19 protein-coding genes are annotated in these 20,630 nt (G+C 71.9%); 9 read left to right on the forward strand and 10 right to left on the reverse strand.

Annotated elements, in window-relative coordinates; translation table 11 throughout:
* The first annotated feature begins 3 nt into the window (after window positions 1–3).
* Entirely contained in the window at window positions 4–1,614 is a 1,611-nt protein-coding gene (locus WHN02_RS17355) for a flippase (RefSeq protein WP_434739780.1), read from the forward strand.
* Window positions 1,611–2,462, forward strand: a complete 852-nt coding sequence (locus WHN02_RS17360; RefSeq protein ID WP_434739781.1) for a sulfotransferase family protein — start codon at window positions 1,611–1,613, stop codon at window positions 2,460–2,462. Before WHN02_RS17355 ends, WHN02_RS17360 begins: the two co-directional genes overlap by 4 nt.
* 88 nt (window positions 2,463–2,550) lie before the next feature.
* On the opposite strand, the gene WHN02_RS17365 is transcribed toward WHN02_RS17360, so the two are convergent.
* The 3 genes from WHN02_RS17365 to WHN02_RS17375 are packed head-to-tail and all read right to left on the reverse strand — an operon-like array spanning window position 2,551 to window position 5,766.
* Window positions 2,551–4,026 (reverse strand): hypothetical protein, encoded by a 1,476-nt coding sequence (locus tag WHN02_RS17365; RefSeq protein ID WP_434739782.1) that lies wholly within the window; start codon window positions 4,024–4,026, stop codon window positions 2,551–2,553.
* Complete coding sequence (locus tag WHN02_RS17370) at window positions 4,023–4,838, reverse strand: sulfotransferase family protein (protein ID WP_434739783.1); 816 nt, start codon at window positions 4,836–4,838, stop codon at window positions 4,023–4,025. Before WHN02_RS17370 ends, WHN02_RS17365 begins: the two co-directional genes overlap by 4 nt.
* A complete protein-coding gene (locus WHN02_RS17375; RefSeq protein ID WP_434739784.1) occupies window positions 4,831–5,766 on the reverse strand; it encodes a hypothetical protein in 936 nt (311 codons plus the stop codon). The genes WHN02_RS17370 and WHN02_RS17375 overlap by 8 nt, the downstream gene beginning before the upstream one ends.
* Before the next feature lie 248 nt (window positions 5,767–6,014).
* Here WHN02_RS17375 and WHN02_RS17380 point away from each other — a divergent pair, with 248 nt between their 5' ends.
* The 3 genes from WHN02_RS17380 to WHN02_RS17390 are packed head-to-tail and all read left to right on the forward strand — an operon-like array spanning window position 6,015 to window position 9,232.
* Window positions 6,015–7,262, forward strand: a complete 1,248-nt coding sequence (locus WHN02_RS17380) for a glycosyltransferase (RefSeq protein ID WP_434739785.1) — start codon at window positions 6,015–6,017, stop codon at window positions 7,260–7,262.
* Window positions 7,259–8,317, forward strand: a complete 1,059-nt coding sequence (locus WHN02_RS17385; RefSeq protein WP_434739786.1) for a sulfotransferase — start codon at window positions 7,259–7,261, stop codon at window positions 8,315–8,317. Before WHN02_RS17380 ends, WHN02_RS17385 begins: the two co-directional genes overlap by 4 nt.
* Before the next feature lie 3 nt (window positions 8,318–8,320).
* Window positions 8,321–9,232 (forward strand): sulfotransferase family protein, encoded by a 912-nt coding sequence (locus WHN02_RS17390; RefSeq protein ID WP_350896701.1) that lies wholly within the window; start codon window positions 8,321–8,323, stop codon window positions 9,230–9,232.
* A gap of 22 nt (window positions 9,233–9,254) precedes the next feature.
* On the opposite strand, the gene WHN02_RS17395 is transcribed toward WHN02_RS17390, so the two are convergent.
* The 7 genes from WHN02_RS17395 to WHN02_RS17425 form a co-directional block, all read right to left on the reverse strand.
* The gene (locus WHN02_RS17395; RefSeq protein WP_434739787.1) at window positions 9,255–9,713 is read right to left on the reverse strand and encodes a hypothetical protein; all 459 of its coding nucleotides are present in this window, start codon (window positions 9,711–9,713) and stop codon (window positions 9,255–9,257) included.
* 64 nt (window positions 9,714–9,777) lie between these two features.
* Window positions 9,778–10,842 carry a hypothetical protein gene (locus WHN02_RS17400; protein WP_434739788.1) on the reverse strand — a complete coding sequence of 355 codons (1,065 nt, stop codon included), beginning with the start codon at window positions 10,840–10,842 and terminating at the stop codon, window positions 9,778–9,780.
* Between the two features lie 163 nt (window positions 10,843–11,005).
* On the reverse strand, window positions 11,006–11,977 hold the full coding sequence (locus WHN02_RS17405) for an ABC transporter substrate-binding protein (RefSeq protein ID WP_434739789.1): 972 nt from the start codon (window positions 11,975–11,977) through the stop codon (window positions 11,006–11,008).
* Window positions 11,978–12,015: 38 nt separating this feature from the next.
* On the reverse strand, window positions 12,016–12,615 hold the full coding sequence (locus WHN02_RS17410) for a GTP-binding protein (RefSeq protein ID WP_434739790.1): 600 nt from the start codon (window positions 12,613–12,615) through the stop codon (window positions 12,016–12,018).
* A complete protein-coding gene (locus tag WHN02_RS17415; RefSeq protein WP_350896705.1) occupies window positions 12,599–13,039 on the reverse strand; it encodes a DUF742 domain-containing protein in 441 nt (146 codons plus the stop codon). The genes WHN02_RS17410 and WHN02_RS17415 overlap by 17 nt, the downstream gene beginning before the upstream one ends.
* Window positions 13,036–13,461: a roadblock/LC7 domain-containing protein gene (locus WHN02_RS17420; protein WP_350896706.1), complete on the reverse strand. Its 426-nt coding sequence runs from the start codon at window positions 13,459–13,461 to the stop codon at window positions 13,036–13,038. The genes WHN02_RS17415 and WHN02_RS17420 overlap by 4 nt, the downstream gene beginning before the upstream one ends.
* The gene (locus tag WHN02_RS17425) at window positions 13,451–15,919 is read right to left on the reverse strand and encodes a sensor histidine kinase (RefSeq protein WP_434739791.1); all 2,469 of its coding nucleotides are present in this window, start codon (window positions 15,917–15,919) and stop codon (window positions 13,451–13,453) included. The genes WHN02_RS17420 and WHN02_RS17425 overlap by 11 nt, the downstream gene beginning before the upstream one ends.
* A 276-nt stretch (window positions 15,920–16,195) precedes the next feature.
* Between WHN02_RS17425 and WHN02_RS17430 the strand changes: the two genes are divergently transcribed.
* The 4 genes from WHN02_RS17430 to WHN02_RS17445 all read left to right on the forward strand — a co-directional run bounded on the left by WHN02_RS17430 (window position 16,196) and on the right by WHN02_RS17445 (window position 20,593).
* A complete protein-coding gene (locus WHN02_RS17430) occupies window positions 16,196–16,804 on the forward strand; it encodes a hypothetical protein (protein ID WP_434739792.1) in 609 nt (202 codons plus the stop codon).
* Window positions 16,805–17,032: 228 nt separating this feature from the next.
* Entirely contained in the window at window positions 17,033–18,724 is a 1,692-nt protein-coding gene (gene araB / locus WHN02_RS17435; protein ID WP_434739793.1) for a ribulokinase, read from the forward strand.
* 22 nt (window positions 18,725–18,746) lie between these two features.
* Window positions 18,747–19,439 carry an L-ribulose-5-phosphate 4-epimerase gene (locus WHN02_RS17440; RefSeq protein ID WP_434739794.1) on the forward strand — a complete coding sequence of 231 codons (693 nt, stop codon included), beginning with the start codon at window positions 18,747–18,749 and terminating at the stop codon, window positions 19,437–19,439.
* A gap of 146 nt (window positions 19,440–19,585) precedes the next feature.
* On the forward strand, window positions 19,586–20,593 hold the full coding sequence (locus WHN02_RS17445; RefSeq protein ID WP_434739795.1) for an ABC transporter substrate-binding protein: 1,008 nt from the start codon (window positions 19,586–19,588) through the stop codon (window positions 20,591–20,593).
* Window positions 20,594–20,630: the final 37 nt, after the last annotated feature.

Genomic DNA, 20,630 nt, shown 5'->3' on the forward strand with positions numbered 1-20,630 from the left:
GGCGTGACCGAGCAACCGAACCGGCCGGCGACCCCGGTGACCGCCGCCGAGGCCGAGGCGGACGAGGCGACCGGCTCCGGGGACAGGCACGTGCGGGGGATGGCCCGTGGCGGGGGCCTGAACCTGGTGGGTGCCCTGCTCAGCCAGGCGGCCGTCTTTCTGATCATGCTGCTGTTGGCGCGGGTCCTCGGGGTCCGGGAGGTCGGCAGGTACGCCCAGTGCTACGCCGTCCTGTCCCTGTTCGGGCTGCTGTCGCTCTCCGGTTTCCGGGCCGGGTTGACCCGGTTCGTGGCGGTGCACCTGGCCGACGACGACGCCCCCGCCCTGCGCGGGACCATCCGGCTCGGGCTGGGGGTGTCCGTCGGGTCCGCGGTCCTGCTCGCCACCGGTCTCGCCGCCGCCGCCCCGTGGCTCGCCGAACAGCTCAACGATCCCGGGCTGACCACCGGACTGCGTCTGGTGGCGTTGACCCTGCCCGCCACCACGATCTGCGAGGCGGCGTTGGCCGCCACCCGGGGGTGGCGTACCCAGCGTCCGTTCACCTACATCGGGCAGCTCTACGAACCGGGTACGCGACTGCTGGTCACGGTGCTGGCACTGGCCACCGGCGCGGGTCTGACCGGGGCGTTCTGGGCGTTGGCGGTGGCCGGCTGGTCGGCGGCGCTGCTCGCCCTGGTGGCGCTGGCCCGGCTGCTGCGCCGCGTCGAGCCGGCCCGCCCGGTGTACCGTCCCCGCCAGCTGTTCGGCTTCTCCACTGTCAGCTGGGCGTCGTCGCTGTCGTCGACCGGGCTGATCTGGATGGACACCCTCCTGCTCGGGTTCTTCGCCAACCCGGAGATCGGTGTCTACAACGTCGCCACCCGGCTGGTCACCGTCGCCATCTTCGTCCTCGCCCCGATCAACGCGTCGTTCGGCCCGTACATCGCCTACCTGTACCACCAGGGTTCGCTGCCCGACGTCCGGCGGGTCTACACGGTGGCCACCGGGTGGGTGGTCCGGTTGTCGCTGCCGGCCTTCGTGGCGCTGCTGATCCTCCCCGGCGACCTGCTGCGGGTCTTCGACGGGAGCATCGCCACCGGGGCGACGGTGACTGTGGTCCTCGCCCTCGGGCAGTTGGTCAACGCCGCCACCGGGCCGTGCGGGACGGTGCTCAACATGTCCGGCCGGGTGGCGCTGAACATGGCCGACAACGTGGCCGCCCTGGTCATCAACGTGCTGCTGAACCTCTGGTTGATCCCGGCGTACGGGATCGTCGGATCGGCGGTGGCGTGGAGCGTCTCCCTCATCGTGGTCAACATCGCCCGGGTGTGGCAGGTCCGGTACCTGATCGGTGCCCTGCCCTTCAGTCCGGGGATGCTCAAGGGGGTGGCCGCCGCCGGGGTGGCGGCCCTCGCCGGTCTGGGCGCGCAGGCCCTGGTGCCGCAGTGGCCCTGGTCGCTGGTCGTCGGGTTGACGGTGATCGCCGGCAGCTACCTCGCCGTGGTGCTGGCCCTGGGCCTGAGCAAGGAGGACGTCATGGTGCTGCGGACCCTGCGCCGCCGACGCGGTCGGGGCCGTAACGGTCCGCCGCCCACCGCCGGCACCCCGACCGCCGCGTCCGGGGCGGCCCGGTGAGCGCCGGTCGGCGGGGTGGGGTGGACCGGCTGCGCCGCACGGTACGCGCCACCCGGGCGTACCTGCGGGCCGCCCGTCCCGGGCCTCCCGGGGCCCTGCCCGACTTCCTGATCATCGGGGGGCAGCGCTGCGGCACCACGTCGCTGCACGCCTACCTCGCCGGGCATCCGGACGTCGGTGCGGCCACCGGCAAGGAACTCCAGTTCTTCACCCTGCACCACGAGCGGGGGGAACGGTGGTACCGGGCGCACTTCCCGCCCCCGGCACCCGGACGGCAGACCTTCGAGGCCAGCCCCTACTACCTGTTCCACCCGAGTGCCCCGCAGCGGGTGGCCCGGCTGTTGCCGCAGGCCCGTTTCGTGGCGCTGCTGCGCGACCCGGTGGAGCGCGCCTACTCGCACTACCTGCACACCCGGTCGTACGGGCTGGAACCGTTGAGCTTCGCCGAGGCGGTCGCCGCCGAACCGCAGCGGCTGGCCGAGGCGCTCCGCGACGGCCCGGACACCCCCGCCGCCCACCACGCCCTGCGTAACCACTCCTACCTGGCCCGGGGCAGGTACGCCGAGCAGCTGCACCGGTGGTACGCCCACGTACCCGCCGAGCACCTGCACGTCGTCCGCAGCGAGGACCTCTACGCCGACCCGGCCACCGTGTACGCGGACGTCCTGCGCTTCCTCGGCCTGGCGGCGTACGCCCCGCCGCAGTTCGCCCGGCACACCAGACGCAGGGACCGGACCTCCGGCGAACTCACCCCCGACCTCCGCGCCCACCTGACCGATCACTTCGCCGCCCCCAACGCCACCCTGGCCGCCCTCCTCTCCCACCCCCACCCCTGGTGGACCGACTGACCCTCAGCCCCGATCGACCCGGTCGCCGGTGGGTCGGTTCGACGCGCCAGACCGGGGGTGGGGCGGGGGAGGGTGGGTGTCAGGGGGGTCAGCGGATGGGGGACAGGAGGGTGGTGGGGGTGCCGGGGCCGCGGAGGATGACGGGGGAGGGGCCGATGGTGACCGCGCCGGAGCGGGCGGCGGAGTCGGTGCCCAGCCTGTCGTTGGTGACCCCGGGTGCGGCGGGGACCGACACTGTGCTCGCCGAGGAACTCCAGACGACCAGGGTGCTCTCCTCGCCCCGGCGGAACGCCACCCCGGTCAGGCCCTTCTCGGCGACCGGTTCGACGGTGGCGTCCCGGGCGGCGTCGGCCAGTTCGGCCATCATGGTGCCGGCCAACCGTTCGGTGCCGTCCGGGTCGAGCAGGCCGTAGCGGACCTCGGAGCCGGCCCGGTTGTTCGGGTTGTAGCCCAGCGGCAGCCAGAGCACCTGGTCGATGCCGCCGGCCACCAGTTGGCTGACCGTCTTGACCATCTCGTCGCTGCGGGACGCGGCGTCGCCGTCGCCGTCGCGCCAGAACTGCCCGACCTCCCACGCCTGCGTCGGCACCCCCTCGGGGCTGCGGGCCCGCAGGTAGTCCAGGAGGACGGGGACGGCGGAGAAGTGCTCGTAGAAGTGCAGCTGCCGGACGTCGACGACCCGTTCGGCGATCAGCTCCTCGGTGGCGGCGAGGAACCGGAGGTTGCGGGAGTTCTGGTCGTTGGCGAGCGCACCGCGTAGCACTGTCGCGTCGTCGACCTGGGGGATCTTCTGCCCCCGGGTGCCGACCCGGCGTTGGAAGTAGACCTGGTAGGCGGCGATCGCCCCGGCCTCGTCCCCGGCCTGGAGGAGCCGGTCGGCCACCCCCATCCCGTACGCGACGCTGGAGATCCCGGAGTCGACCACCCGGGCCTGCGGGTCGGCCGCCCGGATCGCCTCGGCCGCCGAGGCGACGAGTCGCTTGTAGTCGGCGGTGCTGCCCGCCCAGTACTGCGGGGCGTTGACCTCGTTCTCGATGGCGAACTGGCGCACCCCGTACGGCGCGTACCGCTTCACCACGTCGGTGACGAAGCCCTGGTAGACGGCCATGTCCAGGGGCATCGCCGACTCGGTCTTGTTGAGTTGCCCCCTGGTGAACTGCGGGCTGCCGCCGGTCGCCCAGCACATCCCGGTCCGGATCTTGATGTGCAGGGTGATGTTCAGGTCCCTGCTGCGTTGCGCGATCCGGTCCAGCCCGGACCAGTCCCGATCACCCCGGGTCCGCTCGATCGCGCACCAGGTGATCTCCTGGTACGTCGCCGATCCGGAGATCTTGGCCAGGTAGGGCTTGAACTGGTCGTACCGGGACCAGTCCCAGTGCGCCCCGAAGGGGTTCGGGACGCTCGGCGCACCGTCCGGTGCGGGTCCCGGCCCGCCGGTCGGCCCGGCCCCGTCCGGGGCGGCGCTGGGCGGTGGCGGATCCGGCTCCGGGTCGCTGGTGCAGGCTCCGGCGGTCAACGCCAGGACCACCGCCCCGACCAGCAGCCCCACCCGGCGGCGTCTCATCGGTATCCCAGCTCACGCAGCGTACGCCCGGAGAAGACCCGGGTCAGGACCCGCAGGAACGGGTCCAGTTCCCGCCGGTACGTGCCGACCCGCGACTCGTAGATCGAGGAGTCGGTGCCGGCGGCGGCCCGCCGCCGGTCGGCCTCCACCGTGTACTTGCCGGCCACGTCGTGCGGCTTGTCGCCGTAGTCGAGCGCACCGGGTTCCCACGGCTCGCCGAGGAACTCGAACAGGGTCCGCATGGTCTTCTCCGGTTCTCCGACGGCGTCCTCGTAGCGAAGTTCCAGGTAACGGTCGGGGGGCAGCGCCGCTGCCGACGCCCGCGCCACCCGGATGTAGCGGGGCCACTTGACCACGCACTTCACGGCCGACCAGTAGCCGAACCGCTTGCGGTGCGACACCACCACGTCGCGCCCGTCCCGGATGACGTGCACGAACTGCGCGTCGGGGAAGACCTCGGCGAGGAAGTCGACGGACAGGGCGTACAGCGGGGTCTTGTCCGCCCACCGGGTCTTTCCCCGGGAGCGGGCGTAGTCCTCGTGGACGCCGCCGAAGAAGTCGGCGATCCGGCGCAGCCAGTCCTCGCGGGGGAGACCGAACCGGGCCAGTCGTTCCCAGTCCCGGCCGACGATGCGCTGCATGTCGGCCAGGAACCGGGTCTCCGGCCCGCAGCTGATCCGGGAGTGCGAGTCGAGGACCAGGCGCAGCATGGTGGTGCCGGAACGCTGGCACCCGACCAGGAAGATCGGCCCGGACCGCCCGGCAGGTGCGTGTGCCCCGGCCGGTGGGGACTCGACGTCGTCGTCAGCCACGGTGTCCCTCCAGGGGCCGTCCGGCCACCGCGTCCAGTCGTTCGGTCAGCCCGGTGCACAGCGCCCGGACCCGGTCGTCGATCGGCAGGGGGTCCCGACGCGGGGCGCGGGCCTCGACGTGGGCGTGCAGTCCCGCCTCGTACGGCAGGTCGAGGAAGTCGCACAGCCGTCGGGTCGTCCCGGCTGGGTCGGCCACGAACGCGTCGTACGAGCTGAGCAGCACGTCGGAGCGGTCGGCCAGGCCGAGGGTGAACAGCAGTGAGTTGCGGACGTACCAGAACAGGGCGGCGGCGGTGTGCGGGGACATCCGGTCGTAGTCGAAGGAGGCGACCAGTTCCCGGGTCGGGTCGTCCAGCCGTTGCCCCTGCCACCGGTCGCCGATGGTGCCCTCGGCGACGGCCTGCAACGCCCGCAGGTTCGCCTCCCCGAACTTCGCCACCTCGGAGCGGGCCCGGTCGTCGACGTCGCGGTACGCCCACACCGCCCGTCCCGGCGCCAGCCCCGGCAGGGCCAGCAGCTCGTCCACCCGGTGGGTCTGACACAGCGGCTTGACCAGCACGTACCGGTGTCGACTGCGCCGGATCACCTCGGTGACCACCGGGTCGGGGCGCAGTTGGAAGCGGTGGAACACCCGCCTGTCGTTCTCGTTGCGGACCTCGACCGCTCCGGCGGCGTCCAGGCCCCGGGTCAGCATGTTGGTGCCGGAGCGTTGCAGGCCGACCAGCCAGACCGGGACCGCCCGCCCGGCCGGGGTCGGGTTGGCCCGCCGCCAGCGCCGTTTGGTCAGCGCCGTCCCGACGCGTTCCACGGGGTTGAGCCGGTCCTCCTCGACCAACCGCCGGATCCCCTCGGTGCGCGCCCACCGGGCGTGCCGGGCGACCCGCCGCACGGTGTACGCCAGCGCCGACGGCTCGTCGGGGTCGGCCATCGGATCCTCCTCGGGCACGACGGTGCGGGGCTGGCCACACGCTACCGTTCCGGCGTCGTGGCTGGCCACGTGGCCGTGCGGCCCACCCATGATCAGCCGTGTGGTCACTTGGCGGCCCTGATCTGGACTCATCCGTCCGGTTTGCATAGCGTGGGCCACTGGTCGGCCCCGCCGACCGCGCCCCTCCCCGCGACGACCCGGCACCCATCCCTCAGCGGGCCCCAGCAGGCCACCTTCGGAGCAGGCCCATGCGTGTCCTCCATGTCAACAAGTTCCTCTACCGGCGCGGCGGCGCCGAGGGGTACCTGCTCGACGTCGCCGAGCTGCAACGGGCCGACGGGGACGAGATCGCGTACTTCGGCATGGACCATCCCGAGAACGACACGCCCACGCCGTACACCGGGTTCTTCCCGCCGTTGGTGGAGCTGGACCCGGCACCGCGCGGGCTGCGCCCCCGGGCCTCGGCGGCGGCGCGCATGATCTGGTCCCCGGCGAGCCGACGGGGGTTGGCCCGGGTCATCGAGGACTTCCGTCCCGACGTGGTGCACCTGCACAACGTCTACCACCAGCTCTCCCCGTCGGTGCTGGCCGCGACCCGGGTGGCCCGGGTGCCGGCGGTGATGACCCTGCACGACTACAAGCTGGCCTGCCCCAGCTACCAGATGCTCGACCGGGGGCGGGTCTGTGACGCCTGCGTGACGGGTGGGCCGCTGCGGGCCGCGCGCCGCCGGTGCAAGGACGGGTCGCTGGCGGCCAGTTCCCTGCTGGCGGTGGAGTCCTGGCTGCACCGGTCGACCGGGGCGTACGCGCCGGTGCAGGCGTTCGTCAGCCCGAGCCGGTTCCTCGCCGGGGTGATGCGCCGCGCCGGGGTCTTCCCGGACCGGATCCACGTGGTGCCGCACTTCGTCGACGTGGCGGCCACGGCGGTGAAGCAGACCCCGGGCGGATCGGTGGTCTTCGCCGGTCGCCTCAGCCCGGAGAAGGGCGTCGACGTGCTGATCGAGGCTGTCGCGCAGCTGCCCGACGGGGTCCGGCTCGACGTGGCCGGTGACGGCCCGGCCCGTGCCGACCTGACCGACCTGGCGGCGCGGCGGGCCCCGGGCCGGGTCCGGTTCCACGGCCGGCTCGACAAGGCCCGGTTGCAGGACCTCCTGCGGTCGGGGGCGGTCGCCGCCGTGCCGTCGCGGTGGAACGAGAACCAGCCGATGGCGGTGCTGGAGGCGTTCTCCTGCGGGCTGCCGGTGGTCGCCACCGACCTCGGTGGGCTGCCGGAGCTGGTCACCTCCGGGGTGGACGGACGGGTGGTGGCCGCCGACGACCCGACCGCCCTCGCCGACGGGCTGCGTGACGTCCTCGCCGACCCGCAGCGGGCGTACCGGTGGGGGCAGGCGGGTCGGGCCCGGGTGGAGCGCGACTTCAGTCCGCAGGCCCACCTGAGGCGTCTGCGTGAGGTCTACACCGCCGCCACCGCACGGCGGGCCGGGGTGCCGGCGTGAGTGCCCCGGTCCGGGTGCTCTACCTCGCCGGCAGCGGACGCAGCGGCAGCACCCTGGTCACCACCCTCCTCGGCCAGTACGACGGGGTGCTCGCCGCCGGGGAGCTGCGCTACCTGTGGCAACGCGGTGAACTGGACAACCGTCCCTGCGGGTGCGGCAGGCCGTTCCGGGACTGCCCGGTGTGGTCGGCGGTGCGCCGGGACGTGCCGGTGCGCGACGCCGCAGGGATCGCCGCCCGACTGCGCGCCCGACTGCGGATGCGGGGGGTGCCCGCCCTGCTCCGGCGGGTCCGCGCCGGTCGTCGACCCGTGGATCAGCACCCCGACGACGCCGTCCTGACCGACCTGTACGCCTCGGTCGCCCGGCACGCCGGCGCCACGACCGTCGTCGACTCCTCCAAGCTCCCCCCGTACGGGGCGCTGCTCGGTGCGCTCCCCGGCATCGACCTGCGGGTCCTGCACGTGGTGCGTGACCCTCGGGCGACAGCCTTCTCCTGGCGTCGTCGCCGGGGCCTCGACGGCGAGCGCGACGAGCGACTGATGAGCCGACCGCCGGTGTGGAAGGCGGCCCTGCTCTGGTCGGTGTGGAACGCCGTCACCGTCCGGCTCTGGGCCGGTGACCCCGACCGTTACCTGCGGATCCGGTACGAGGACCTGACCGCCGACCCGGCCGGTGTCCTGGCCCGGGTCACCGCGTTCGCCGGTGTCGACCCGCAGCCCGGCCCGTTCACCGGAGCCGGGTCGGACCCGGACGCGGACCCGGAAGCGGAGCCGGACCCGGACGCGGAAGCGGACCCGGGTGCGGTGACGGTGCGGATGGCCCCCACCCACTCGGTGGCGGGCAACCCGGCGCGCCACCGGACCGGGCCGGTGCCGATCCGCGCCGACGACCAGTGGCGCGCGGGCCTGTCCCGGACGTCGTACGCGGTGGTGACCGCACTGACCCTGCCGTGGCTGCGCCGCTTCGGCTACCCGTCGGGCCGTACGGACCGGACCACGACATCCGGTCGGCGGGACACACCGGTCGACACCCCGACCGGTCACGAGGAGGGCTGAACGATGTTGTCGGTGGTGGTGGGGACCGGTCGGTGCGGGTCGACCCTGGTGCAGGAACTGCTCTCCCGGCATCCCGGGGTCGGCTTCGTCTCCGGGGTGGACGACAAACTGTCCCGGCTGAACCTGAAGGGACGGTTCAACGGGTCGCTCTACCGCCGCTCCGCCCCCCGCCCGGCCGGGATGACCTCCCTGGCGCACGCCCGCCGGCTGCTGGAGTCCGGTCGGGTACGGGTCGCCCCGTCGGAGGCGTACCGCCTGCTCGACAGGCACGTCATGGCGGGGTTCTCCCGTCCCTGCCGGGATCTGACCGCCGAGGATCTCACCCCGTACGTCGCCGGGCGGCTGCGGGGCTTCTTCGACGACCGGGTACGCCGGCAGCGATGTCGGACCCTGGTGCACCACGTGACGGGGTGGCCGCGTACCGGTTACCTCCGGGCGGCGTACCCGGATCTGCGGGTGGTCAACGTGGTCCGCGACGGTCGGGCGGTGACCAACTCGTGGCTTCAGATGGGCTGGTGGGACGGGTGGCAGGGGCCGGAGAACTGGTTCCTCGGGCCGCTGCCGACCGACCTGCGGCAGGAGTGGGAGGAGTACGACAGGTCCTTCCCGGTGCTCGCGGCGTTGGGGTGGAAGCTGTTGATGGACCGGTTCGGCCAGGCCCGGGCCGCCCACCCCGAGGCACAGTGGCTGGACGTGCGCTACGAGGATCTGGTCGCCGATCCGCGTGGTGAGGTGGGCCGGATGTTGGACTTCCTCGGGCTGGAGTGGGACCGGACCTTCGAGCGCGGGTTCGGGCGGTACCGGTTCGAGGGGGGTCGGCGGGCCGCCTACCTCGACGAGTTGAGCCCCGGGCAGGTAGCCGACGTGGAACGGGTCCTGGACAAGCCGCTGCGCGAGTGGGGCTACCGGGGCTGAGCCCGGCCTCCGACCGGCCGGTCTACCGTCGGTCGGCGGTGGCGATGTCGCGGCAGGCGGTGGCGATCACCAGTCCGAGGCCGACGCCCAGGGTCGGCAGTCCGATTCCGAAGGGCAGGTCGGTCACGGAGTTCAGCGAACTCCGTTCGCCGATGCCGCCGAAGCTCGCGGCGACCACGGCGAGGGTGAGCACGAGGGCGCCGACGCCGGCGGCCAGGGCGGCCATCGCGGCCTCGAAGGCCGACCGGGCCCAGAAGCTCGTCACGACCACCACCGCGAGGAAGGCGAGGGGCCACCAGGTCCATCCGCCACCGCTGCTGAGGGTCAGGTACTCCCAGCCCGAGTACCACCACCGGTGACGTGGGGAGCGCTGGAACCAGGGCAGCAGGTAGCCGGCGATGCTGAGCACGGCCGCGAAGAGCATCACGCCGTCCAGCCCGGCGAGCCGCCGACCCGGATCACCGGTTCCGTTCGTGGTCACCCCCGGCATGGTAGCCGTGCCGTGCCCGGATCGGACCGGCTCACGGTCATGGTCGATGTCCCTATCACGGGGACCTGCGTGCTGTCGTCCCTGACGTCTGCCCGGTGGTCGACGGCCGCGACGGACCCGACCGGGTCTCCACCGGACGTCCGGGTGTCGGGCAGACGAGTGCGGCGGCGGAGGATGCGTCGGTGGTCGCACTCGGTCTCCGTGCCGATTCGCCGGCAGAACCCTTTCGGCCGGCCGTGGCGGTCTTCATGCGCTCCTCGAAAGGGAGAGCGGGGTCGCTGCCCCGAGGAACGACTTCGGCTTGCCGATGGGGGTACCGGAGGAAGAACGCCACCTCTTCCGGAGTGATCCTGGCCTGTCCCGTACTGAGTCGGTAGAACCGCTTCCGGATCTCCGACGGCACCTTCGCCCGAGGGTCGGACAATCCCGCCTGTCGATACCGCTTCACCTGATCGGCTCCACTGAGGTCTTTTCGAGCTCGGGCTCGCAGCGGAGCCGAGCCGTTCGCCGCACCGTCGTAGGCGGTCCGGTTCTTGGAGCCCGGTGGGAGAAGGGCGTCCACCCACTGGGGATGCTTCTGAAGGAACGCGACATCCTCGGCGTTGACCCGAGTCCTGTCCACCCGTACCTCGGTCAGGTGGACATAGAGAGGGTCGAACCGGAGCAGCGTGTGCTCGGTGGGCGCAAGCCCGCGATGTTCCCGGTATCTCGTCAGCAGTCGACGCCATTCCTCCTGCGGCAGGATCTGTGTCTTGGAGGTGGGCCGGCGGAGGAGGTCGTAGCCGCCCGACGCGTGTGCTGCGGCCTGTCGGTAGACGCCGTCGGGGTCCGGGTGGCGCGGGTCGGTGGACCACTGTCGCCTCGTGCTGCCGTCGACGCGCTTCGACGGGCTCGTCGGCGCGGACTGGTCCAGGGCCGGGAACAGTTCCTGGAGGTACGGGTCGGCCACGTAGGGGTCGACGACCAGCGGGTCGGCGGGGTCGACGCCGTCGGGTTCGGAGCCCACGAGGGAGGCCAGGTCGTCCCCGGGGATCAACTCCGGCGTCAGGGTCAGCGAAACGTCGTGCGTGACCGAGCCGGCGACCGGCAGGTCGTCCAGGCCCCAGTCGGCGTCCGTCATGGCAGCGTCGCCTTGCGGCGAACTCGTCGGGCTGGGACCGCTCTCCCAGTGACGGGCCATGTTCCCTCCTCGGTGTACGCGTCACCGTCACGACGTACCCCCGGACCGTTCGGTTCACCGAGGAGGGAACGGGGCGGCCCGGCGTCGACGCCGGACCGGGGCGTCAGTCGGCGGGGAGCCAGTCGGCCCAGACCTCCGGGTTGGCGTCCAGCCACTTCTTGGCCGCCTCGTCGTAGGAGAGCTTGTCGACGGTGAGGTAACGGGCCACCTCGTTCTGGTGGGCGTTGGTCCACTGGAAGTTCTTGATCAGCTCGGCCGCCGGGTTGCCGGACTCCGCGAACTCCCGGTTGGCGATCTTGTCGAGGTCGTACGGCTGGTAGTCGCAGGCGACCTTCTCCGGGTCGACGTCACAGCCCGGCGTGTAGGGGGGCAGCTTGACGTGCACCAGGTCGACCTCGGCCAGGAACCACTGCGGGGCGTAGAAGTAGCCGATGGCGGGGCGACGGTTGCGCTCGGCGTCCCGGAACGTGTCGATCAGCTTCTCCTCGCTGCCGGTGATGCTGACCGTGAAGTCCAGCTTCAGGTTCCGGAACAGCGCCGTCTCGTTTGTCTCGTAGGACGGGTCCGCGAGGAGGAACGCGCCCTTTCCACCGGAGGTGGGGGTGCGGAACAGGTAGGCGTACTTGTTGAGGTTCTTCCAGTTGGTGATGTCCGGGTACCGCTCGACCATCCACGGCGGGACGTACCAGCCGACGACGCCCCTGTTGCCCGTCATCCCGTGCTCGACGGCGAGCCGTTCCTCGTCGATGTAGCGCTTCTTCTGGCTGTCCCGGCCCCAGTTCTCCAGGATGGCGTCGACCTCACCGGCGGCGAGGGCGTCCCATGCCTCCTCGGCACCCAGCTCCTTCTCCACGACCGTGCAGTCGAGTCGGTTCTTGGCCAGGTAGGCCACCACCGCGAGGTTGGCCTCGTAGCCGACCCAGGGCAGGTTCGCCAGGGTCACGGTGCCGCAGGGGACGTCGGTGGGCAGGCCCGGAGGGGCGACCCGGGGCTCGACCTCCGTCGCGCAACCGGCCAACGCCAGTACGGCCGTCCCGGCGAGCGCCGCCGCCCGGATCCAGCGTGCTGTCTGCATCGCTCCTGTTGTCCTCTCTCGTCGCCGGGCGTGCCGGGTCACTGTCGTCGGGAGTGGCCCGCGCGGGCCAGGCGCTGGGCCAACACCACCTCGGTGAGCGAGACCAGCACCTGCTTGACCGACTCCCGACTGCGCGCGTCGCAGTCCACGATGATGACGGCGTCGTCGACGCCCAGTGCCTCCCGCACCTCGGCCAGGTCGAACCGGCGACCGGCCGGGAAGTGGTTGATCGCCAGCAGGAACGGGATCCGGTGGTCCTCGAAGTAGTCGATGGAGGGGAAGCAGTCCTCGATCCGTCGGGTGTCGACGAGGACGACGGCCCCGAGCGCGCCGTCGACCAGGTCGTCCCAGAGGAACGCGAACCGGTCCTGCCCGGGCGTGCCGAACAGGTACATCAGCAGGGTCTCGTCCAGGCTGATCCGGCCGAAGTCCAGGGCGACGGTGGTGGTGGTCTTGGCGGTGACCCCGGTGGTGTCGTCGACGCCCACCGACACCTCGGTCAGGTCGGCCTCGGTGACCAGCGGCTCGATCTCCGAGATCGCACCGACGAAGGTGGTCTTGCCGACTCCGAACCCACCGCTGATGACGATCTTCACCGCGGTCGGGGCGGCCGTCGCGGGGCTAGAGGGCGCGTACACGGTCCCTGATCCTTTCGATCATGGCGACGGAGAGTTCGCCCTGTTCCTCGCGCCGCAGGTATCCCTCGGTGAGGAGGTCGGCGACCAGGACCCGGGTGACCCCGAGGGGCACCCGCAACCCGACCGCCACGTCGGCGACGGAGGTGGGGCGCTGGCACAGCTCGACGATGCGGCGGGCTTCGAAACGCAGCGGTGCGGAGAGCGCCGCCGGCTGGGCGGAGAGGATCGTCTCGACCCGGAGGCCGTCCTGGACCGGCCGGGTACGCCCCCCGGTGAGCAGGAACGGGCGGACCACCGCCTGGTCCTCGGGCTCCTCGGTGAGGTCCCGGTGCCGGGGCCCCGCCCCCGGATCGTCGCTCGGCGGGGTGGGGGTCCAGTGCGGGATCATCCTCGGGTCCGGCAGCCGGGGTCCGGTGTCGCTCACCGGGGCAGGATCCGTCGCGACTCGGAGATCAGCGCCGGGGTCAACATCCCCCCGAAGCGCTCGGCGAGCAGGGAGATCTCGTACCCGACCAGCCCCAGGTCGCACTCGCCGTCGGCGAGGACCCCCAGACAGCTGCCGTCGCTGATCGCCGACACGAGCAGGAACCCGCGCCGCATCTCGATCATGATGAGCTTCAGCCCGTCGAAGTCGTACTTGCGCGAGGCGGTCCGGGCCAGGCTCGCCATGCTCGACACGATCGCCGCCAACTGGTCGCCGGCCCCCCGGTCGAGTCCGGCCGACGCGGCGATCAGCAGGCCGTCGGAGGAGACGGCGACGGCGTCGCGTACCCCGTCGGTCTGCCGGACGAAGTTCGCCAGCAGCCAGTTCAACTGGTGCGGGTCGGCCTGGGTGTCAACCGTCACGGCTCCTCCAAAGCTCGGTTGCGGCGTCGTCGTCGCCGGTTGCGGTGGTCGGGGTCGTCAAGATGTCCTGGCCGCGCCGGATGCCGGCCCGCAGCGCGGTCAACCGGTTGCGGACCTCCGCCGGGGAGTCCTCGATCGTCGCCGGACGCTGCTCGGTGGTGGGCCGGGTCCGTGGCGTCGGTTGCGGCGGGCCACCGGCGGTGGGCCGCTGGTCGCGGGGCAGTCGGCGACGCAGTCCGTTCGCGGTCAGCGACGGGGCGACGGCCGGAGCCGACCCGGGGTGCGCCGGTGGGTCGGGCGTCACCGGTCCGGGTGGGGACGTCCGTCGGTCGGGGGCGTCGAACAGCTGCTCGGTAACAGGGGTGCCGACCAGGTCGATCTGGCTGGCGGCAGGGGCCGGATGGGTGCCGATCGCCCGGACCGTACCGGTGGCGGCCGGGGGACCGGTGTGGGCGGTGACCCGCGTCGGGGCGGGGGTGGCGGTGATCGTGACCGGCTGTCCCGCACCGACGGCGGCCTGCTGCGGTCCCGGCGCCGCCGACGAGGTCAGCAGGCTGTTGGGCAGCAGGACCCGGGCGGTCACCCCGGTGACCGGGGAGGGGGCGAGCTGGACGTCGATCTCCAACTCCCGGGCGAGCTGACCCACCACGTGGTGGCCGAGGTAGCGGGTCGGGGCCGAGACGAAGTCGACCTCGCCGCGCAGTCGGGCGTTGGCCTGCGCCAGATCCTCGGCGGACATGCCGATGCCCTGGTCGGTGATGGCGATCAGGTAGCCGTCGGCGGTCCGCCGACCCTGCAGCTCGACGTCGGAGTCGGGGGGCGAGAAGGTCAGTCCGTTCTCGACCAGTTCGGCGAGCATGTGGGCCACCGCGCTGACGTGGGCACCCACCACGAAGGTGTCGTCGATGCGGCGGAGCTGGACCCGCCGGTACTCCTCCACCTCCGAGATGGCCGCGCGGATGACGTCGGCGATCGGCAGGGGGTTCGCCCACTGACGGGGACCCCCGGCCCCCACCAGCACCAGGAGGCTCTCGGCGTTGCGTCGCATGCGGGTGGCGAGGTGGTCGAGCTCGAAGAGGTTGGCCAGGCCGGTGGGGTCGGTCTCCTCCCGCTCCAGCCGGGTGATGAACCCGAGCTGACGGCGCAGCAGGTTCTGGTTGCGTCGACCGAGGTTGGCCAGCGACTCGGTGGTGCTGCGCCGCAGCAGGGCCTGCTCGGTGGCGAGGTGGAAGGCCACGGCCTGCACCTGGTCGAGCGCGCCGGCCACCGACCGGACCTCCGAGGTGGAGGTCATGGGCACCCTGACCGGCTCCGGTGGGTCCGGCGTCTGGTCGTCGGTGTGACCGGTCTGCACCTGGCGTACGGCGGCGGGCAGGCTGTCGGTGGCCAGTCGGTTCGCCTCGGCGGCGAGGACCGCCAGCGGGCGGGTGATCGACCGGGAGGCGACGACCAGCAGGGCGATCGCCCCGGCCAGGAAGAAGAGCACCAGGATGGTGACCACTGCGATCCGCCGGGTCGACTCGTTACGGCGCTCCTCGGCCCGGGCCTCGATCTCCGCGCCGACGTACTCCTGCATTCCGCGCATGCCGTCGAGGACCGTGGTCAGCGAGGACCACCAGGACTGCGGGTTGAGCTGCACCTGTCGCCCGTCGGACGAGTCGAGTGCGACCTGCTCGAAGTGGGCGGCCACCCGGGCGGCACCGGTGTCGAGGACATACTCGTTCGACGCCCGCTGGACGGGGGTGGCGTGGTCCTCGAAGTCCGCCAACGCGGCCTCGCGCGCCGCGCGCATCTCGGCGAACTGGAGGAACTCGCCCCGCTCGAACCCGCCGGCGGAGAAGACGCCGTTGAGGAACGCGCGCTGCTGGGCGGTGCTCTCCTTGATCCGGCTCAGCGCCTCCAGGGTGGCCACGTGGCCGCGCAGCTCGGCGTCGGCGACCTCGGCCAGGCCGAAGTCGATCCGGTTGAGGGCGGTGATCCGGTCGGTGAAGAAGGTGAAGGTCGCCGCGCGTCCGGCGCTGCCGTCGTCGGCGCCGGAGCGGATCACCGGCAGCCCGTCGAGTTCCCGAAGGGCCGCACCGACCCGGTCGGCTGCCGGTCCGCCGTCGGCGATGGCCTGTTCGACCGACTCGCGTCGCTCGTCCACCCGCTGTCGTGCCGGCGCGAGTTCGTTACGGAATCCGTCGTTGCCGCCCAGGAGGCCGGCGGTGAGACCACGCTCGGCCTGGAGCTCCTGGGTCAGGTCCTGCACGGCGAGGGCGACCGTGACCGCCCGGCTGGCGGTGGTCGCCGCCCGGTAGTCGGCGACCTCGACGAACGTCACGTACCCGAGCAGCAGGAGCACCGCCAGCGCGGGCAGGGCGAGGATGCCGATCAGGCGACTGCGGATCGTGCCACCACCGGCCAGGCCTGCGCCGGTCGATGGTACCGGCTCGGCACCGGGTTGCTGTGTGGACACGGGGAAACTCCAAACACCGACGGGGCCGTCGAGGGGGTGCGACCGATCGGGTACCTGACGAGTTGATCAACCGTACTCTTGCGGCGTTTCCGCAGCCTGGCAACTTCTGGGCCGGATCTTGTCCGTCCGGTTTGGAGCGTCCCACCGACCGGACCCCCCGACCCCGGTACGGATGCGAGGCCCCTCCGGACGACCGGGTGTCCCGACCGGTCGCCCGTCGAGTGAACCAGGACGGGTCGGATCCGTCGGGAAGGGGATGTCGTCGAAGGAGGAGTCGTGACGAGAGCGTCGGGATCCGCAGGAACCAAGTCCTACCAGGAGAAATTCGTCGACTTCGTCGCCGCCCGTGACGCGGGTGAGATCGCCTTCTCCGAGACGGCGGGATTCACCACGTCGAGCGCGAACGCCCAGGCGATCAGAAAGGACCTCAACAACTGGGTGGCCAACGGCATTCCGGGGAGGTTGACCGCCGAGTGTCCCGAATTCGCGGACGCTCTCATCCGTTTCTGCCCGAGCCTGGCCGTGTCCAACATCGCCTTAGCCGACAAGGACGCGAGATTCGCGGGAATCTTGCGAGCTTACCTGAGGAAGGAACTCACCGGTAAGGAGCGGAAGAAGGCGACTGAACGCCTGAGCTTGATCAACAGGGACATGGTGGGGGCGATGGGGGAACGGGAGTTCGAGGTGTTCCGGGAGCACGAGGACTTACAGGCGCGACTGCCCCCCCGGTTCGAACAACCATCGGCGGTTCCTCGAATTTCAACAGCGGCGGGATCGGGAGGATGCGCTGTCGGCGGGATCCGGTGGGATCGGGCGGGCCGAGGCGGTGGAGACCTCCCGGATGGCTGCCCTGAGGGGGTCTGTGGCGGGGTCGTCGACCGGTGACCCGTCGGCGGCCCAGGGGCAGGTCTGGCGGTCGATTCGGTCGACAGACGCCCCGGTCGCCGGTCGCCGGTCCAGGTCCCCCCGCTGAATCCGTCGTAGGGGCACCTCGGGGGAGTCGACTGAGGTGCCCTGGTCGTGGTCGGGAGGCGTGGCGAGTTTCCGTTCGACATCTTGACGAACATCCATGTGAGCGCTAACACTGTCTGCGACTCGTCAGGGGAGGTGCACATGAGCGTGGTGTCCGGGACCGCCGACCGGTACGTCGTCGGTGTCGACTTCGGAACCCTGTCCGGCCGGGCCCTGGTGGCCCGGGTCGCCGACGGTGCCGAGGTGGGCACGGCGGTGCACCCGTACCGGCACGGGGTGATGGACTCGGTCCTCACCGCCGCCGACGGGCGGGCGCTGCCGGCCGACTGGGCACTCCAAGACCCGGACGACTACCGCGACGTGCTCCGGCACGCGGTGCCGGCGGCCCTCGCCGACGGTGGGATCGACCCCCGACAGGTGATCGGGATCGGCATCGACTTCACCGCCTGCACCGTGCTGCCGACCCTCGCCGACGGGACCCCGCTCTGCGAGCTGCCCGAGCTGCGCGACGAACCGCACGCCTGGGTCAAGCTCTGGAAGCACCACGCCGCCCAGTCGCACGCGGACCGGATCAACGCCCTGGCCCACGAGCGCGGCGAGCCGTGGATCGGCCGATACGGCGGCAAGATCTCCGCCGAGTGGCAGTACGCCAAGGGCCTGCAACTGCTGGAGGAGGCTCCGCCGGTCTACGCCCGGGCGCAGCGGTGGATCGAGGCCGCCGACTGGATCGTCTGGCAGCTGTCCGGCGTCGAGACCCGCAACGTCTGCACCGCCGGCTACAAGGGCATCCACCAGGACGGCCGATACCCGTCGACGGAGTACCTGACCGCACTGAACCCCGACTTCGCCGACTTCACCGCCAAACTCGACGGACCGTTGGTGCAGCTCGGTGACCGGGCCGGGACCCTCACCGCCGAGGCCGCCCGGTGGACCGGCCTGCCGGAGGGGACCGCCGTCGCCGTCGGCAACGTGGACGCCCACGTCACCGCCGCCGCCGCCCAGGCCCTGGAGCCGGGACGGCTGGTCGCAATCATGGGCACCTCCACCTGCCACGTGGTCAACGGGATCGAGCCCGCCGAGGTGGCCGGGATGTGCGGCGCGGTGTACGGCGGGATCAGCGCCGGGAGCTGGGGTTACGAGGCCGGTCAGAGCGGGGTGGGGGACATCTTCGGATGGTTCGTCGAGCACTGCGCCCCGGCCGGGTACGCCACGCACGAGGCACTGACCGAGGCCGCCGCCGCCCAGCCGGTCGGCGCGCACGGGCTCGTCGCACTCGACTGGTGGAACGGCAACAGGTCGCTGCTGGTCAACCACGACCTGAGCGGCGTGATCGTCGGGTTGACACTGGCCACCCGGCCCCCGGAGGTCTACCGGGCGCTGTTGGAGGCCACCGCGTACGGCACCCGCATGATCATCGAGGCGTTCGCCGAGGCCGGGGTGCCGGTGGACGAGTTGATCGTCGCCGGCGGACTGACCGGCAACACGCTGCTGATGCAGATCTACGCCGACGTGACCCGGCGTCCCCTGGGGATCATCGGCTCCACGCAGGGGCCGGCGCTCGGTTCGGCCATCCACGCGGCGGTCGCCGCCGGGGCGTACCCCGACGTGCCGGCCGCCTCGGCGGCGATGGGACGGGTCGACCGCGACGTCTACCGCCCCGACCCGGATCGGGCCCGCGCCTACGACGAGCTGTACGCGCAGTACCTGCGGCTGCACGACCACTTCGGCCGGGGCGGCGACGACGTGCTGTTGCGCCTGCGGACGATCCGTAACGCCGCCCGGGCGGCGACGGCGGTCGAGACGCCCGCAGCCCTGGTGGAGGTGCCGGCATGAACGAGCGGAGCGAGGTGGCGGCGTGAACGAGTGGGATGCCGACGTGGCGCGGCTGCGGGAGCAGGTCGCCGCCCTGCACGACGAGTTGGTCCGGTACAACCTGGTCGCCTGGACCGCCGGCAACGTCTCGGCCCGGGTGCCGGGGCGCGACCTGATGGTCATCAAGCCCAGCGGGGTCTCCTACGACGACCTCACCCCGGACGTCATGGTCGTCTGCGACCTGGACGGGGTGGTGGTCTCCGGTGACCTCGCCCCGTCGAGCGACACCGCCGCCCACGCCTACGTCTACCGGGCGATGCCCGACGTCGGCGGGGTGGTCCACACCCACAGCGGGTACGCCACCGCCTGGGCGGCGGTCGGCGAGGCGATCCCCTGTCACCTCACCGCCCAGGCCGACGAGTTCGGCGGTGAGATCCCGGTGGGACCGTTCGCCCTCATCGGCGGGGACGACATCGGCAAGGGAGTCGTCGCCACCCTCGCCGGGCACCGGTCCCCGGCCGTGCTGATGCGCAACCACGGTGTCTTCACCATCGGCGCCGACGCCCGGGCCGCGGTCAAGGCGGCGGTGATGTGCGAGGACGTGGCCCGCACCATGTATCTGGCCCGCACCCTCGGTCGGCCGGTGCCCATCGAGGGCGCCGACGTCGACGCGCTCTACGACCGCTACCAGAACGTGTACGGCCAGCCCGGTTCGACGGCCACCACGGCGGTCTGACCCGGCTGCCCGACGCACCTCCCTCCACCGGTCTGCGGGTGGCACACCACCACCGCCGACCGTCCACCCCTGCCCGTCGCCCCCAGCGGCGCGGCCGGACGTGCACATCCACACCCCCACCACACCCCTTCGAAGGAGTCCAGCAGATGTCGAAGACGGCAACCTTCACCCGGCGCGGGATCGGCACGATCCTGGCCGCCGGTCTGCTCGCCGGCGGTCTCGCCGGATGCGGTAACAGCGACACCGGTGGTGACGCCGGCTCGTCCGGCGGCGACGGCAAGATCGTCCTGGGCTTCTCCCAGGTCGGCGCGGAGAGCGGGTGGCGGACCGCGAACACCACCTCGGTCAAGGAGGCCGCCACCGAGGCGGGCATCGAGCTGAAGTTCGACGACGCCCAGCAGAAGCAGGAGAACCAGATCAAGGCGATCCGCAACTTCATCCAGCAGAAGGTGGACGTGATCGCCTTCTCCCCGGTGGTGGAGTCGGGCTGGGACACCGTCCTCAAGGAGGCCAGGGACGCCGACATCCCGGTCATCCTCACCGACCGGGCCGTCGACTCGGCGGACAAGACCCTCTACAAGACCTTCATCGGCTCCGACTTCGTCAAGGAGGGCCGTCTCTCCGGGGAGTGGCTCGTCGAGCAGACGAAGGCCGCGACCGGCCCGGTGAACGTCGTCGAGCTGCAGGGGACCACCGGATCGGCACCGGCCAACGACCGCAAGAGGGGCTTCGCCGAGGCCATCGCCGCCAACCCCAACCTGAAGATCATCGCCTCGCAGAGCGGTGACTTCACCCGGGCCGGCGGCAAGCAGGTCATGGAGCAGTTCCTCAAGGCCAACCCGAAGATCGACGTCCTCTTCGCCCACAACGACGACATGGGGCTGGGTGCCCTGGAGGCGATCACCGCAGCGGGCAAGGTGCCCGGCAAGGACATCACCATCATCACCATCGACGCCGTCAGGGACGGGATGCAGGCCCTCGCCGACGGGAAGTTCAACTTCATCGCCGAGTGCAGCCCGCTGCTCGGCCCGCAGCTGATGGACCTGGCGAAGAAGGTCCACGCCGGTGAGAGCGTCCCGGAGCGGGTCGAGACCGAGGAGACCACCTTCACCCAGGAGCAGGCCAAGGCCGCCCTGCCGTCCCGTAAGTACTGACCGACCGGGGCCGCCGCGCGGTGTGCGGCGGCCCCGG

The sequence above is a fragment of the Micromonospora sp. SH-82 genome (assembly GCF_051132485.1).
Taxonomy (GTDB): Bacteria; Actinomycetota; Actinomycetes; order Mycobacteriales; family Micromonosporaceae; genus Micromonospora.